The sequence below is a fragment of the Methylobacterium gregans genome, from assembly GCF_022179245.1.
Classification (GTDB): domain Bacteria; phylum Pseudomonadota; class Alphaproteobacteria; order Rhizobiales; family Beijerinckiaceae; genus Methylobacterium; species Methylobacterium gregans.
Genome location: NZ_BPQM01000033.1, coordinates 1 through 15127 on the forward strand (window position 1 = coordinate 1; position 15127 = coordinate 15127).

General features: G+C 67.8%; 13 protein-coding genes and 2 pseudogenes. 4 read left to right on the forward strand and 11 right to left on the reverse strand.

The annotated features are described in order from the left end of the window. The first annotated feature begins 188 nt into the window (after window positions 1-188). Window positions 189-893 (forward strand): annotated as a pseudogene (locus MFF54_RS08535) (IS5 family transposase). A gap of 42 nt (window positions 894-935) precedes the next feature. Here the strand turns inward: MFF54_RS08535 and MFF54_RS08540 are convergent. From MFF54_RS08540 to MFF54_RS08555, 4 genes and pseudogenes are all read right to left on the reverse strand, one after another. Then, window positions 936-1372 (reverse strand): annotated as a pseudogene (locus MFF54_RS08540) (integrase core domain-containing protein); the annotation flags it as partial. Between the two features lie 91 nt (window positions 1373-1463). Then, window positions 1464-1955 (reverse strand): lipocalin-like domain-containing protein, encoded by a 492-nt coding sequence (locus MFF54_RS08545; protein ID WP_238302181.1) that lies wholly within the window; start codon window positions 1953-1955, stop codon window positions 1464-1466. 75 nt (window positions 1956-2030) lie between these two features. Continuing rightward, entirely contained in the window at window positions 2031-2459 is a 429-nt protein-coding gene (locus MFF54_RS08550) for a YybH family protein (protein ID WP_370880296.1), read from the reverse strand. A gap of 660 nt (window positions 2460-3119) precedes the next feature. Further along, entirely contained in the window at window positions 3120-6842 is a 3723-nt protein-coding gene (locus MFF54_RS08555; RefSeq protein ID WP_238302182.1) for a vitamin B12-dependent ribonucleotide reductase, read from the reverse strand. 547 nt (window positions 6843-7389) lie between these two features. On the opposite strand from MFF54_RS08555, the gene MFF54_RS08560 reads away from it, so the two are divergent. Then, window positions 7390-7806: an NADH:ubiquinone oxidoreductase subunit NDUFA12 gene (locus MFF54_RS08560; protein WP_238302183.1), complete on the forward strand. Its 417-nt coding sequence runs from the start codon at window positions 7390-7392 to the stop codon at window positions 7804-7806. Between the two features lie 80 nt (window positions 7807-7886). Continuing rightward, a complete protein-coding gene (locus tag MFF54_RS08565; protein ID WP_238302184.1) occupies window positions 7887-8537 on the forward strand; it encodes a DUF2155 domain-containing protein in 651 nt (216 codons plus the stop codon). On the opposite strand, the gene aat is transcribed toward MFF54_RS08565, so the two are convergent. The 6 genes from aat to MFF54_RS08595 all read right to left on the reverse strand — a co-directional run bounded on the left by aat (window position 8534) and on the right by MFF54_RS08595 (window position 12968). Then, window positions 8534-9199: a leucyl/phenylalanyl-tRNA--protein transferase gene (gene aat, locus MFF54_RS08570; RefSeq protein ID WP_238302185.1), complete on the reverse strand. Its 666-nt coding sequence runs from the start codon at window positions 9197-9199 to the stop codon at window positions 8534-8536. The genes MFF54_RS08565 and aat overlap by 4 nt on opposite strands. A 163-nt stretch (window positions 9200-9362) precedes the next feature. Continuing rightward, window positions 9363-9671 (reverse strand): hypothetical protein, encoded by a 309-nt coding sequence (locus MFF54_RS08575; RefSeq protein ID WP_238302186.1) that lies wholly within the window; start codon window positions 9669-9671, stop codon window positions 9363-9365. Window positions 9672-9746: 75 nt separating this feature from the next. Beyond that, window positions 9747-11099, reverse strand: coding sequence for an acetyl-CoA carboxylase biotin carboxylase subunit (gene accC / locus MFF54_RS08580; protein ID WP_238302187.1), 1353 nt, complete (start codon window positions 11097-11099; stop codon window positions 9747-9749). A 5-nt stretch (window positions 11100-11104) separates the two neighbouring features. Next, complete coding sequence (gene accB, locus MFF54_RS08585; RefSeq protein ID WP_238302188.1) at window positions 11105-11575, reverse strand: acetyl-CoA carboxylase biotin carboxyl carrier protein; 471 nt, start codon at window positions 11573-11575, stop codon at window positions 11105-11107. Window positions 11576-11589: 14 nt separating this feature from the next. Then, window positions 11590-12060, reverse strand: a complete 471-nt coding sequence (gene aroQ, locus MFF54_RS08590; RefSeq protein WP_238302189.1) for a type II 3-dehydroquinate dehydratase — start codon at window positions 12058-12060, stop codon at window positions 11590-11592. Window positions 12061-12167: 107 nt separating this feature from the next. Then, the gene (locus MFF54_RS08595; protein ID WP_238302190.1) at window positions 12168-12968 is read right to left on the reverse strand and encodes a DsbA family protein; all 801 of its coding nucleotides are present in this window, start codon (window positions 12966-12968) and stop codon (window positions 12168-12170) included. A gap of 211 nt (window positions 12969-13179) precedes the next feature. Between MFF54_RS08595 and MFF54_RS08600 the strand changes: the two genes are divergently transcribed. Next, entirely contained in the window at window positions 13180-14334 is a 1155-nt protein-coding gene (locus MFF54_RS08600; protein ID WP_238302191.1) for a pyridoxal phosphate-dependent aminotransferase, read from the forward strand. Between the two features lie 64 nt (window positions 14335-14398). On the opposite strand, the gene MFF54_RS08605 is transcribed toward MFF54_RS08600, so the two are convergent. Continuing rightward, on the reverse strand, window positions 14399-15127 hold a 729-nt coding region (locus MFF54_RS08605; protein WP_283206264.1), incomplete at its 5' end, for a methyl-accepting chemotaxis protein.

The following is a 15127-nucleotide window of genomic DNA, read 5'->3' on the forward strand; positions in this document are numbered from 1 at the left end:
GACGGCTCGGCCTCGCGCCCGGCCGCCAAGCGCAGCACGGCGTGAAGGTCCTCGGCCAGTTGCTCCAAGCAACCCGCGGACAGCCACTAGAGGCCGTTATGGACCTGTCGGCTGGGCGGCTCAGATGATGGGTCATGCGCCTGTCGCGGAAAGCCTACCCGTCCGATGTGTCCGACGACGAATAGGCGTTGGTCGCGCCGTACCTGACGCTGGTGCGTGAGAACGCGGGCCAGCGAACGCACCCGTTGCGGGAAGTGTTCAAAGGGTTGCGCTACGTGGTGAAGACGGGCGCGCCGTGGCGCTGGATGCCCCACGACCTGCCGCCTTAGGCGGCGGTCTACCAGCAGGCGCAACGCTGGCTGTCCGCGGGTTGCTTGGAGCAACTGGCCGAGGACCTTCACGCCGTGCTGCGCTTGGCGGCCGGGCGCGAGGCCGAGCCGTCGGCGGCCATCCTCGACAGCCGGACGCTGCGGGCGACGCCTGAGAGCGGCGAGCGGGCCGGCTACGACGGGGCCAAGCGCAAGGAGGGCTCGAAGCTGCACATGGCGGTGGATACGCTCGGCCATCTCCTGGCCCTGCACGTCACGCCGGCCCAGGCGGCCACCGGCGACAGCGTCGAGGTCGCCTTCGTCGATCAGGGCTATACCGGCCAGACACCGGCTGCGCGCCGGCACGGCATCGAACTGGACGTCGTGAAACGACCCGAGGCCAAGCGCGGCTTCGTGCTGCTGCCCCGGCGCTGGGTCGTGCAGCGCTCCTTTGCCTGGGCCACTCGCGTCCGCCGTCTCGTCAAAGACTACGAGCGCTACGCCAGCACGGTGGCCGACCTGCACATCGTCGCCTTTGTCTGCCTCATGCTCGAAGAAGCCGCTCAACTTGCAGACGGTTCATAACAGCCTCTAGGCCGCCGCCAAGGCGAATTCCTGAAGCGTCAGCTACCCCAGGGCTGTGTGAGGACGGCTCTCGTTGTACTGCCGCTGCCATGCCTCGATCTTGCTCCTCGCGTCAGCCAACGACAAGATCCAGCTCGCGTTCAGATACGCGTCGCGCAGGCGAGCGTTGAACGGCTCGACCAGCGCGTTGATGATCGGCTTGCCAGGCTGCAAGAAGTCCAGCGTGATACTGTTCTCGTAGGCTCCAGCAGCACAACGCCTTCGGGACGAACTCAGGCCCGTCATCGGCCTATATCGCGCGGTACCACGCGCAGCAGTGCCAAGCGGGCGACGACGGCCACGACCTGCTCACCTTTGGGGCCCTGGTCGCCCTCGTGCGCCCAAGCCTCGCGCATGAAGGCGTCGACGATTGTCTGGGGCCGCAGCCGGCAGTCGTCGCGCAGCGCATCGGAGACGAAGTCCATCGACCAACGTGCCGGCTTTGCTGCATCTTTCTGCTGTTCTAATTGGCAAAATAGCAAAGGTATGATCCCCGTCGGGACGTCGTAGGAAGGGCCAGCTCTGTTAATTTTAGGGATATTTATTCCAGGACAAAGTTATTATACTCAATTTTCCGTCAACGTTGAACCTAAAAGGCGACGTCGTTAGAACGAGTTGATTCCCTTTGATCTCCGCTTGTCTAACCTGAGATGTTCCAGACCATACTTCGTTCCAAGAGGTGTCGATATTGTGCGTGACTTTTCCGCCTTCGATTTCGTAGGTGCCTGCATAGGCGAAGAACGTTTTGTGAAGCTTGATTCGGTCCTGGTCTGACATCCTGTCGTTAGCTTCGGGCCTATCTCGGTTCTCGAATGCGCAGATGACCATCATACGGCCGTCTTTGCCATACGTGATCCACCCATTCGGCTTCGGCCCCCCGTAAGCGTCGACGACCTCTCCGGTCTCCACGATGTTGCGCGTTGCGCTGGCAAGGCGCCACGTGCCAACGACATCATCTGCATCGAGCGCCCGGGCCGCCGTGGTGTTCAGTATGGGGAGGAAAAATAGAACCCACGATTTCATGGCATGCCTCCATGATCTTCGTCCGAATTCGATGCTGATGATGCCGGAGGTGAGTTGGGCTTCTTGAAGCGAGGTTTAGTTCCAGGTATGAAGAACGGTTCGCCAGCCATCGCTGCGGCGTTCCATTACATTCACCCAGTTGCCCTCGAACTTCTTCGCCCCGCCTTCTGCGGGGCCCGTCATTTCCCAGCGCCCCGATACGATGAGCAGATTATCTTTCGGCAAAGCCGTCTTCACGGTCGTTTTATGATCCTCCCAACCTTTGGACTTCAGGCCCGAAAAAAACTTTTGTATGCCCTCGCCTGATTGAGGCATTCCCTTGGTTACGACTATGGCGTCATTAGTGTAGAGCTTACTCAGGGCGTCCATGTCACCCTTGTTGTAGGATTCATCCCACTTTGTTGCCGCGCCTTGCGCCTCAGTTTGCAAAGCATCGGATTGAGCTGGACTTGAAACCGCCAGCATCCCAAGAGCGACCATGCGAAGAGTGGAATTCCAGCGCATCGAATCCTCCATCATGGGGGAGGTGATGCTAGTGTAAAGAGGGGATTTATGGCAAGGGCGTCGTCACAATTTCTTAGTCGTACTCAATTCGTCGAGCGCTATAGCTAGGCCGTTACGCGATGTTTTTGGACGCCACTTAATCCGGTTCGGCGCGTAGACACGTTCAAAATGCAACGCGTGGTATCTCTCGAACCATCGCGAGCTTGGCCTCGCGTGAGCCTTTCTAGGGCGGCCCAGCAGCAGTGTGGCGGCTAGAGATTGCACGTCCAATTCCCACCGAGGGTGTGTGAGAACGCGGAGCCGATAGAAGGATTTTTCCTCGAGATCCAAAGCAGCGCTGGAAGGGGCACCTTGAGTGGGTGTGCGTCCAGTCAAAACTATCCTGAGGATGAAGGTGCGTCGAGCCTATTCTGGACGAGTCAATTCGCTTCGAGCGGCCAGATCATAAAAGACATCGCTCGTGCAGCGCTCTTATGGGCGAAACAAGCGGAGCGCGACGTTCACATGGGCTCAATCGCATCAACACGACGAACCCTGGACGGTCTTTGGATTGATATTGCTTGAGATTTTTCGGTACCCAGCGCGACGAGCTTATGGGCAGCATCGCGCTGGGTTGTGGGCTGAACGAAGATTTTATGGGCTACACATCAGTCGGAGTAATCAAGAGCACCCCGTCGTGCCACCGCACGTATCGCACTTCAGACAGGTTCCGTTTCGGACGAGTGTGAAGTTCGCGCATTCAGGGCAGGCCTCGCCGACATAGCCTTTCATCTTGGCCTCGGCACGGCGGTCCGCGACGCTGCGCTCGGCAGGCTCCGCCTGCGCGAAGGGCAGTGTCTCCACCGACGCGACCGGCTCCGCCTTCAGTGCGGTGGCACCGCGCAGGGCATGGACCGTGCCGCCAGCCGGCGCGCTCTGACCCGTCGAGCCAGCGCCGACCCCGACCGTGCCGCCAGCGGGACCGCCGTGGATCAGGGTGAGCCGGTCGGCCGAGCCGCGGACGAGGCCGCGCGAGACGATGGCCGCCGCGGGCGCGGACTTCGCCGCGTCGCGGGTGGTGTCGCCGCTCTCGCCGCCGCCGATCACCGTGCCGCCGATCTCGTTCGGGTTGACGTGGGCGAGGTCGGCCCGGCCGAGATAGGACACCGCCAACTCGCGGAAGACGTAGTCGAGGAGCGAGGTGGCGTTCTTGATCGCGTCGTTGCCCTGCACGAAGCCCGCCGGCTCGAAGCGGGTGAAGGTGAAGGCCTCGACATACTCCTCCAGCGGCACGCCGTACTGCAGCCCGAGCGAGATCGCGATGGCGAAGTTGTTCATCAGGCTCCGGAAGGTCGCGCCCTCCTTGTGCATGTCGATGAAGATCTCGCCGAGCCGTCCGTCGTCGTACTCGCCGGTGCGCAGATAGACCTTGTGGCCGCCGACCACCGCCTTCTGGGTGTAGCCCTTGCGGCGCGCCGGCAGCTTCTCGCGCGAGCGGATGCGCTCGACCCGCTCGATCACCCGCTCGACGATCTTCTCGGCGGCCAGCGCCGCCTTGGCGGCGGCCGGCGCCTGGACCAGCGCCTCCAGCCCCTCGTCGGCCTCCTCCTCGTCGTCCGAGATCAGGGCGGCGTTCAAGGGCTGCGACAGCTTGGAGCCGTCGCGATAGAGGGCGTTCGCCTTGAGCGCGAGGCGCCAGGACAGCAGGTAGGCCGCCTTGCAATCCTCGACCGTGGCGTCGTTCGGCATGTTGATGGTTTTGGAGATCGCCCCCGAGATGAAGGGCTGCGCCGCCGCCATCATGCGGATGTGGCTCTCGACCGAGAGGTAGCGCTTGCCGATGCGCCCGCACGGATTGGCGCAGTCGAACACCGCATAGTGCTCGGTCTTGAGGAAGGGCGCGCCCTCCAGCGTCATCGCCCCGCAGATGTGGGTGTTGGCGGCCTCGATGTCGCGCTTGGTGAAGCCGAGGTGCGGCAGCAGCTCGAAGGTTGGGTCGGTGAGCTTCTCGGCCGGGACCTTGAGCGTGTTCGTCAGGAAGTCGTCGCCGAGCGTCCAGCGGTTGAACACGAACTTGATGTCGAAGGCCGACTTCAGCCCGGCCTCGACCGCAGCGATCTTCTCGTCCGTGAAGCCCTTGGCGCGCAACGTCGCCGGGTTGATCGCGGGCGCCTGGCCCATCGAGCCGTGGCCGACCGCGTAGGCCTCGATCTCGGCGATCTCGGACTCGCGGTAGCCGAGCGCCCTCAGCGCGTCCGGCACGGCGCGGTTGATGATCTTGAAGTAGCCGCCGCCCGCGAGCTTCTTGAACTTCACGAGCGCGAAGTCGGGCTCGATGCCGGTGGTGTCGCAATCCATCACGAGGCCGATGGTGCCGGTCGGCGCGATGACCGTGGCCTGCGCGTTGCGGTAGCCGTGCTCCTCGCCGAGCGCCAGCGCCCGGTCCCAGGCGGCCTTCGCGTGGTCACCGAGATCGGCCTGCGGGATGTTGGCATGATCGAGGGCGACGGGGGCGATGTTGAGGAACTCGTAGCCCTCCGCCTCGCCGTGGGCCGCGCGGCGGTGGTTGCGGATCACCCGCAGCATCGCGTCGGCATTGTCCTCGTAGGCCGCGAAGGGCCCGAGTTCGCGGGCCATCTCGGCCGAGGTGGCGTAGGCGACGCCCGTCATGATCGCGGTGAGCGCGCCTGCGAGCGCCCGGCCCTCATGTGAGTCGTAGGGCAGGCCCATGGTCATGAGCAGGCCGCCGATATTGGCGTAGCCGAGTCCGAGCGTGCGGTAGCGGAAGGACAGCTCCGCGATCTCCTTCGACGGGAACTGCGCCATCATCACCGAGATCTCGAGCACGACCGTCCAGAGACGGTTGAGGTGCTCGAAGGCATCCACGTCGAAGCGCTTGGTCTGCCGATCGTACATGGTCAGCAGGTTGGCCGAGGCGAGATTGCAGGCCGTGTCGTCGAGGAACATGTACTCGGAGCACGGGTTCGAGGCCCGGATCCGGCCGCCCTGCGGGCAGGTGTGCCAGTCGTTCATCGTGGTGTTGAAGTGCAGGCCGGGATCGGCCGAGGCCCAGGCCGCCTCGCCGATCTTCTCCCAGAGGTCGCGGGCCTGCGGCGTCTTCACGACCTTGCCGGTCGTGCGCGAGGTCAACTTCCACTCCGCATCCGCCTCGACAGCGCGCAGGAAGTCGTCGGTGAGCGAGACCGAGTTGTTGGAGTTCTGGCCGGCGACCGTCAGGTAGGCTTCCGAATCCCAGTCGGTGTCGTAGACCGGGAAATCGATCTTGGTGAAGCCTTGCTTGGCGAACTGCACCACGCGCTTGATGTAGGCGTCCGGCACGGAGGCGCGGCGCGCGGCCTTGATCTCGCGCTTGAGCACCGGGTTGCGCTCAGGGTCGAAGCAGGCGTCGCCCTCCGCCTCGCACTGGGTGCAGGCCTTCATCACCAGCGTGAGGTGCTTCGAGACGACCTTGGAGCCGGTGACGAGGGCGGCGACTTTCTGCTCCTCCTTCACCTTCCAGTCGATGAAGGCCTCGATGTCGGGATGGTCGATGTCGACGATGACCATCTTGGCGGCGCGGCGCGTGGTGCCGCCCGACTTGATGGCGCCGGCCGCCCGGTCGCCGATCTTGAGGAAGCTCATCAGGCCGGAAGACTTGCCGCCGCCGCCGAGGCGCTCGTTCTCGCCGCGCAGCATCGAGAAGTTCGAGCCGGTGCCTGAGCCGTACTTGAACAGGCGGGCCTCACGCACCCACAGGTCCATGATGCCGCCCTCGTTGACGAGGTCGTCCTGGACCGACTGGATGAAGCAGGCGTGCGGTTGCGGGTGCTCGTAGGCGGTGGCCGACTTCGTCAGCTCACCGGTCTTCGGGTCGCAGTAATAGTGCCCCTGGCTCGGGCCATCGATGCCGTAGGCCCAGTGCAGGCCGGTGTTGAACCATTGCGGCGAGTTCGGCGCCACCATCTGGCGGGCCAGCATGTAACGCAGCTCGTCCATGAACGCCGAGGCGTCCTCCTCGGACGAGAAGTAGCCGCCCTTCCAGCCCCAGTAGGTCCAGCAGCCCGCGAGCCGGTCGAACACCTGCGTGGCCGAGGTCTCGGAGCCCAGGCGCTCCTCCTCGGGCAGTTCGGCCAGCGCCGCCTCGTCGGCGACCGAGCGCCAGAGGAAGGAGGGGACGTCGTTCTCCTCGACCTTGCGCAGGCGGGCCGGCACGCCGGCCTTGCGGAAGTACTTCTGCGCGAGCACGTCGCTCGCGACCTGGCTCCAGCTCTCGGGAACCGAGATGCCGTCGAGCCGGAAGACCACCGAACCGTCCGGGTTTCGGATCTCGCTCAGGGCCTTGCGGAACGGGATGGGGGCATAGGGGGACTGCCCGGCCGTGGTGTAGCGACGCTCGAACCGCATGAAACACACCTCTCCCGACGGGGCGCGAGGTCCCCGCCCCACGCTCGCGCGCAGGATATGGTCCCAACTCTGGGGGCGCCGGATCCGACGCAGGGTAGAACCGCGGCGGGACCGGCGATGATGACGTGAAGGCGTCCGCGCGAGCCCCGAACCCCGTGGCCGAGCCGCCCGAACCGTGACCCGGAGATTAATGCCGGGGCCGCCTTCACGTCAACAAGTGGTGTGCCGGCTCCGAGTTCCACGCTAGATGTGGTAGGAGATGCGAAATCCCTGTGGATATCGGCGGGAGCCGGGCTAAGTGCTCTTTCGGCTTCCTGGATTCGGTTCCGGAAAATTTTCGATCCACAGGGCAGCGCAACCCCTGCGGGAAAAGGCAGCCGACACAGGATCGCGGCCCTGCCCGCAAACCCCAGCCGCGACATTTCGGCGACACCCAGGACGGGTGCCGGACGGCTTTCGGCTGGACTCGTGGGGCCGCGCTGACCATAACGCGCCCGAAGCCTCGCGCCCGCGCGGGGATTCTCTTGGAAGGCCCCGGGGACACGCGATGGCTCTCAAGGACACGCTGCTTCGCATCTTCACGTGGTGGAACGGGCAGACGGTCTCGCTCGCCCTCTATACCGCGCGCAGCGGCACCTATGTCGGCAGCGACGAGCTGGGCAACAAATACTACCGGGCGATGGGGCCGCTGATCGACCGCTCGGTCGGGCCGGAGCGGCGCTGGGTCGTCTACAACGGCTACGCGGACGCCTCGAAGGTACCGCCCGGCTGGCGCGGCTGGCTCTGCCACAACGTCGACGTCCCGCCGAGCGAGGAGGACTACAAGCCCCGCGCCTGGGAGCGGCCGCACGTCGAGAACCAGACCGGCTCGCCCGACGCCTACCGGCCGAAGGGCTCGCAGCTCTCCTGGGGCGCGCGCCCCGCCGCGACCGGCGACTACGTGCCGTGGACGCCCGACGCGTAAGCCTCGCCCTCAATTCACCACCGTTCGGGTCTTGAAGGCGGTCTCGCGCGTCTGAACCCGCGTTCCCGGAGGGCCCCGCCTTGAGCCGCATCACCGCACGCCTGTCGGGCGCCGCGCTCGCCGCCGGCCTGCTCGCGCTGGGCAGCCTCCCGGCCGCCGCCGACAAGATCAAGAACCCGACGGCCGTGTTCTCCGGCCTCGACAAGATCACCGGCCGCATCGTCTCCTTCGAGGTGGCGGTGGACGAGACGGTGCAGTTCGGCGCGCTCCAGCTCACCCCGCGGGTCTGCTATACGCGGCCCCCCACCGAGAGCGCCAAGACCACGGCCTTCCTCGAGGTCGACGAGGTCACGCTCGACAACAAGTACCGCCGCATCTTCACCGGTTGGATGTTCGCCGCGAGCCCGGGGCTCCACGCGATCGAGCACCCGATCTACGACGTCTGGCTCGTCGATTGTAAGGGCGGCACCGACGTGATCGCAGAGGCGAAGGAGCAGGAGGACGTGCCCGCGCTCGCCTCCAAGCCCGAGAAGCCGAAGAAGGGCCGCGACGCCACCAAAACCGCCCAGCAGGTCAACTCCGCGGGTCAGGTCGATGTCGAGGCGCCGCGCGGTGTGCCGGTCCAGCCGCGCCAGAAGCCCTCGCGCAAGTTCTTCCCCTCGAACGAGGGCCCGGCCCCCGCGCCGCCGCCCCAGCAACCGCAATCGCTGTTCGACGCGCTGTTCCGCTAATCCTTCGCGCCGAGCGCCGCGAGCGCGTCCGCGCCACGCACGCTCGGCGGCCAGGCCTTCCAATCCGCCTGCTCGGCGAGCGCCTCGGCCAGCCGCCGCTTGTAGATGTGGCGCGGCAGTTCCTCGGCCCCGAACTGGGCGAGGTGGTCGGTGACGAACTGCGTGTCGGCGAGGCGGTAGCGGCAGGCCCTGAGGCGGGCCATCAGGTGGACCAGGGCGACCTTCGAGGCGTCCCGCACCGTGTGGAACATGCTCTCGCCGAAGAAGGCGGCCCCGAGCGAGACGCCGTAGAGACCCCCGACCAACTGCCCCTCCGCGTAGACCTCGACCGTGTGGGCGTGGCCCTGGTCGAACAGGGCGCCGTAGAGCTCGCGGATGCGCCCGTTGATCCAGGTGCGCTCGCTGTCCCGGCGCGGCGCGGCGCAACCGGCGATCACCGCGTCGAAATCGGTGTCGACCCGGACCTCGAACAGGTCGGCACGCACGGTTCGGGCCAGACGCCGGGATATGCGGAAGCCGTCGAGGGGCAGCACGCCCCGCGCCCTGGGCTCGACCCAGTACAGGGTCGGGTCGGTCGCGTCCTCGGCCATCGGGAAGATGCCGGCGGCGTAGGCCTTGAGCAGGATCTCCGGGGTGATCTCCACGCGGGCGCCGTCGTGCATCGGGTGAGTGTGACGCAGGCTCGGCCGTTCCGCCAGGGGGGCCGAGTGGGCAAGGCGTAGCGGATCAGGGGGGATACCCACAAGCCGCGAAACGCGTCCTGATGACGCCATGAAAAAAGGCCGGTCCTGGCGGACCGGCCTCTCGTGCGTGTGCTCCGAGGTCTCAGCGGGCCGGGCCGCCCGAGGTGTTGCCGAGATTCGGCGCCGGCTTGCTCGGCTCGGCGGCATTGCCGCCCTTCGCCGAGTCGACCGCACCGACGCCCGGAGGAACGCCCACTTCGCCGGTCGGACGGGCGACGGTGCCAGTGGTGTCGACCCGGCCGCCCGCGCCCAAGGGCGTGTCGATCGGACCGCCCGCGGTCTGGCCGGCCTGCGGAACCGAACGGGAGGGCTGGCCGACATTGCCGGCATCCTGTGCGAAGGCCGGAGCGGCCAGCAGGGTGGCGGCGAGGGTGAGAGCCGTGAGGCGCATTAGGATACCTGTCGTTGGATGGGATCGGCGACAGAACGGCTGAATTCCGGCCTTGTTCCACCGCCGCAGCCCGTCTCAGGTCGCCAAGCCGCCCGCCTCCAGGAACCCCTCGAGCCAGTGGATGTCGTAGGCGCCGTTCTGCACGTCGGCGTTGCGCACGAGCGTGCGGAACAGCGGCAAGGTGGTGTCGACGCCGTCGATGACGAACTCGTCGAGCGCCCGCCGCAGGCGCATCAGGCACTCGTTGCGGGTGCGCCCGTGCACGATCAGCTTGCCGATGAGCGAGTCGTAGTTCGGTGGGATGCGGTAGCCCTGGAAGGCGGCCGAATCGACGCGCACGCCGAGGCCGCCCGGCGGGTGGTAGTAGGTGATCTGGCCGGGCGAGGGCCGGAAGGTGGCTGGGTGCTCGGCGTTGATGCGGCACTCGATGGCGTGGCCCTCGACGCGGATCTCGTCCTGGCGGACCGAGAGGTCGCTGCCCGCCGCGACCCGGATCTGCTCGTTCACCAGATCAATGCCGGTGATCATCTCGGTCACGGGATGCTCGACCTGGATGCGCGTGTTCATCTCGATGAAGTAAAAGCGCCCGTCCTCGTAGAGGAACTCGATGGTCCCGGCGCCGCGATAGCCGAGCTTCTTCATGGCGGCCGAGCAGATGCCGCCGATCTCGGCCCGCATCGCTTCGTTCAGCGCGGGCGAGCCGCCCTCTTCCCAGACCTTCTGGTGGCGGCGCTGGAGCGAGCAGTCGCGCTCGGCCAGATGCACGGCATCGCCCCTTCCGTCGCCGAGGATCTGCACCTCGATATGGCGCGGCTTCTCCAGGTATTTTTCCAGATAGACCGCGTCGTCCCCGAAGGCGGCCTTGGCCTCGGTGCGGGCGAGCCCGACGGCCTGCTCCAGATCGGCCTCAGTGCGTGCGACCTTCATGCCGCGCCCGCCGCCGCCGGAGGCGGCCTTGACGAGGACAGGATAACCGATCTCGGCAGCGACGCGCTTGGCCGCGTCGATGTCATCGATGCCGCCCTCCGAGCCCGGCACGCAGGGGATGCCGAGGGAGAGCGCCGTGCGCTTGGCCTCGATCTTGTCGCCCATCGTGCGGATGTGCTCGGCCTTCGGGCCGATGAAGCCGATATTGTGGTGGGCGAGCACCTCGGCGAAGCGGGCGTTCTCCGAGAGGAAGCCGTAGCCCGGATGCACGGCGTCCGCACCCGTGATCTCGCAGGCGGCGATGATCGACGGGATGTTGAGGTAGCTCTCGCGGGCGGCCGGCGGGCCGATGCAGACGCTCTCGTCGGCCAGCCGCACGTGCATCGCGTCGGCGTCGGCGGTCGAGTGGACCGCCACCGTGGCGATGCCGAGCTCCTTGGCCGCTCGCAGGATGCGCAGGGCGATCTCGCCGCGGTTGGCGATCAGGATCTTGTCGAACATCGCGCCTACTCGATCGCCAGCAGCGGCTCGCCGAACTCGACGGGCTGGCCGTCCTCGACGAAGATCGCGCTGACCGTGCCGGCGCGCGGGGCGACGATCTCGTTGAAGGTCTTCATCGCCTCGATGAGCAGCACCTTCTCGCCGGCCTCGACCCGCGAGCCGACCTCGACGAAGGGCTTGGTATCGGGCGAGGGGCGCCGATAGGCGGTGCCGACCATCGGCGAGGGCACGGCGCCCGGATGTGCCCGGGGCGAGGCGGGGGCGGGCGCGGCCGCCGGCGCGATCGGGGCCGGGGAGGGGGCGAGCGCGGCCACGGGTGCGGGGGCCGCCACCTGCACGCTCACCGGTTCCAGGCGGCGCACGACGCGGATGCGCAGATCCCCCTTCTCCACCTCGATCTCGGACAGGCCGGTCTCGGTAACGAGGTTGGCCAACTCGCGCACGAGGTCGGGGTCGATGGGTTCGTGCTTGGGCATCGGGGCGGGGTCTTTCACGAGGAGGTCTGATCGGTCGGGTTGCCGCTCCGGGCGGCCATCAGACGTGCCAGCGCGTCGAGGCCGAGAGCGTAGCTCATCGGGCCGAAGCCGCAGATCACGCCCGCGCAGACGGGAGCGATGAAGGAGTGGTGACGAAACGCCTCGCGGGCGTGGACGTTCGAGAGGTGGATCTCGATCGCGAGCGCGCCGCTGCCGCTGATCGCGTCGCGCAGGGCCACGGAGGTGTGGGTGTAAGCGGCGGCGTTGATCAGCACGCCCGCGCCGGAAAGGCCCGCCTTCTGCACGAAGCCGACGAGCTCCCCCTCGTGGTTCGACTGCCGGAAAGTCAGGTCCACGTTCAGGCCCACGGCCTGAGCGCGCAGGTCGCGCTCGATATCGGCCAGCGTCGCGGTGCCGTAGATGCCGGGCTCGCGGCGGCCGAGGAGGTTGAGGTTCGGCCCGTTGAGGACGTGGATCGGGATCATGGAACCGTGAGGATCGGCCCGGCGCCGGGCAGCGGGCCGCTCTTAGACGAAGGCGCGCGGGCGCCACAAGGGCGCGCCGCGTGGGTGAGAACCGCGTGTTGGGCCGCTCAGCAGGAGGCGTGCCCGCACTGGCGAACGTCCGCGATGGTCTTGCGGATCGGGTCGACGCCGACCGCACCCGGGATGATCTCCTCGCCGATGATGAAGGCCGGCGTGCCGGAGAGGCCCAGCTTGTCCCCGAGGCCGCGATTCTCGGCGAGCGCCGCCTTCACCTCCGGCCCGGCCGCGTCCTTCTGGATCCGGGCGACGTCGAGGCCCAGCTCCTTGGCGACCTGGAGCGCGCGGGCGCCGTTCACCCGGCCCTTCGACTCGAGGAGCTTCTGGTGGAACTCGAACAGCTTCTCGCCCTTGGCCTGCTGCTTGACCGCGAGCGCGATCTGGCTGGCCTCCAACGACTCGGGGCCGAGCACCGGGAAATCCTTGATCACGACGCGCAGCTTCGGGTCGGTCTTGATCAGGGTCTGGATATCGGTGAGCGCCTTGCGGCAGTAGCCGCAATTATAGTCGAAGAACTCCACCAGCGTGACGTCGCCGCTCGGGTTGCCGGCGACCACGTCGTGCGGGCTGTTGAGCAGCGCGTCCTTCGACTCCTTGAGTGCGGCGGCCTGGGCGAGGCGCTGCGTCTCCATCTGGCGGCGCTCGCCCTCCGCGATCGCCTCCTGCAGGACGTCGGGGTTCTTGATCAGGTATTCCTTCACGATCGACTCGATCGCCTGGCGCTGCGCGTCGCTGAAGACCGGCGCGGCGGAAGAGGCGGGCTCCTGGGCCAGAGCGGGACGGCTCAGCACCGGCGCAGTGCCGAGCGCGAACGTCAGGGCCAGGATCGAGACGGAACGGGAGAAGAGCATACGTCCTCGCTGCGCGCGGGCTATCGGCCGGGCCGGCCGGCGGAACCGCGATTCAGGTAGGGGCCCGGTTAGGCCTTTTCACGGCGCGCGGTCAAATTGCGCGTCCTGTTCCCGTTTCTAGACCGTCCGGCGGAGGCGCGGCGCACCGTCCCTTGCCTGGCGACGCAAACTCGGTCCTTTGGCGCGCACAACCCCCGGACGGTGACAAGCCATGCTCCTTCCCTCGCGCCGCGTCGCGGCGGTCGCCCCCTTCCTCGCCATGGACGTGATGACGGCCGCCGCCGCCCGGGAGCGGGCCGGCGGCAGCGTGGTGCACATGGAGGTCGGCCAGCCCTCCGCACCCGCGCCGAAGGCGGTGATCGCGGCGGCGCAGGACGCCCTGGCGCGCGGCCGGGTGCCCTACACCGAGGCGCTCGGCCTGACGGCCCTGCGGGAGCGCATCGCCCGGGACTACCGCGACCGCTACGGCGTCGACGTAGTGCCGGAGCGCGTCGTCGTCACCACAGGCTCGTCGGCGGGCTTCATCCTCGCCTTCATGAGCCTGTTCGACGCGGGCGCCCGGGTCGGCGTGCCCCAGCCCGGCTACCCGGCCTATCGCAGCATCCTCTCCGCGCTCGACCTCGTGGCGACGCCGATGGTGCTGCGGCCCGAGGACCGCTTCGCCCCGACCGCCGCGCTCCTGCGCGAGGTTCACGCTCAGGCAGGTCTCTCGGGCGTGCTGGTGATGAGCCCGGCCAATCCCTCCGGCACCGTTATCGCGCCGGATGCCTTGCGCGACCTCTGTGCCGAGGCCCGCCGCCTCAGCCTGCCCTTCGTCTCGGACGAGATCTACCACGGCCTCGGCTACGGCGTGCCGACCGCGACGGCGCTGCAGTTCGACGCGAACGCGATCGTGATCAACTCGTTCTCGAAGTATCACTGCATGACCGGCTGGCGCATCGGGTGGATGGTGGTGCCGGAGAGTCTCGTGCGCCCGATCGAGCGGTTGGCGCAGAACCTCTATATCTCGGCCCCCTACCTCTCGCAGGTGGGCGCGCTCGCGGCCTTCGAGGCGGGCGAGGAACTCGACGCGGTACGCAACGGCTACGCCCGCAACCGGGCGATCCTACTCGAAGCCTTTCCGGGTCTCGGGCTCGGCCGGACGCACCCGGCGGACGGGGCTTTCTACCTCTACGCCGACGTCTCGGATCTCACGAACGACGCCGCCGAGTTCTGCCGCCGCATGCTGGCGGAGGCGGGCGTCGCGGCCACGCCCGGTCTGGATTTCGACCCGGCCGAGGGCGCGCACCACGTGCGCTTCTCCTTCGCGGGCTCGGAGGACGATTGCCGCGAGGCGGTGCGGCGCCTGCGCGGCTGGCTCGCCTGACCGGCCCCTGACGATCGAGGCTCGGGGCGCGCTGCCCCGAGACCCCGCCGAAGGGCTGTCCCTCTCAGGCCGCCCGCGCGAAGGCGGTCTCGGCTGCCTTGATGGCCTCGGCCAGGTGAGCCTCGAAGGCCTGGAAGGCGCCGGCCGCCTCGCCCCAGGCGGCGGCCCGCACGTGGGCGGCCATCGCATCAGCCTTGGCACCGGCCTCGGAGAGGGCCGCGTGAACCGCCGTCGGCATCTCCGGGTCGGGCTTCACCGCGACCGCCGCGGCCTCATGCACCTGCATCAGGCCGACGAGGCAGGAGGCCAGACGGCGGCGCCAGGCGGCGCAGTCGGCCGGCAGCCGGCCGAGGCGCACGAGCCGCGCGTCGCCCGGCTGGCGGTCGAGCAGCGACCGGCTCATCCCTTCCAGAGCGTCGAGGCGGCCGATGGCGTCGCCGATCTCGCGGCGGGACTTCTCGGTGCCGGCGGCGATGTTGCCGACATTGGCAGCGATCTCGCCCGTGGCGGTGATCTGCTGCTCCATGATCCCGACCATGGCGCGCATCTCGGACGCGGCTGCGGCGACCGCCGCGCTCTCGGTCTCGACGCGTGCGTTGACCCGGGTCATCACCTCCGAACCGGCCGTGACCGCGGCGCGGCTGTGCTCGACCGCGTCGTGCATCGCCGACAGCTCGCCCTGCAGCGCCGTAAGGCGGGCCCGGATCTCGTCGGTCGCCTTCGCGGTCTGGGCCGAGAGCGCCTTGACCTCGCCGGCAACCACCGCGAAGCCGCGGCCCGCCTCGCCGGCGCG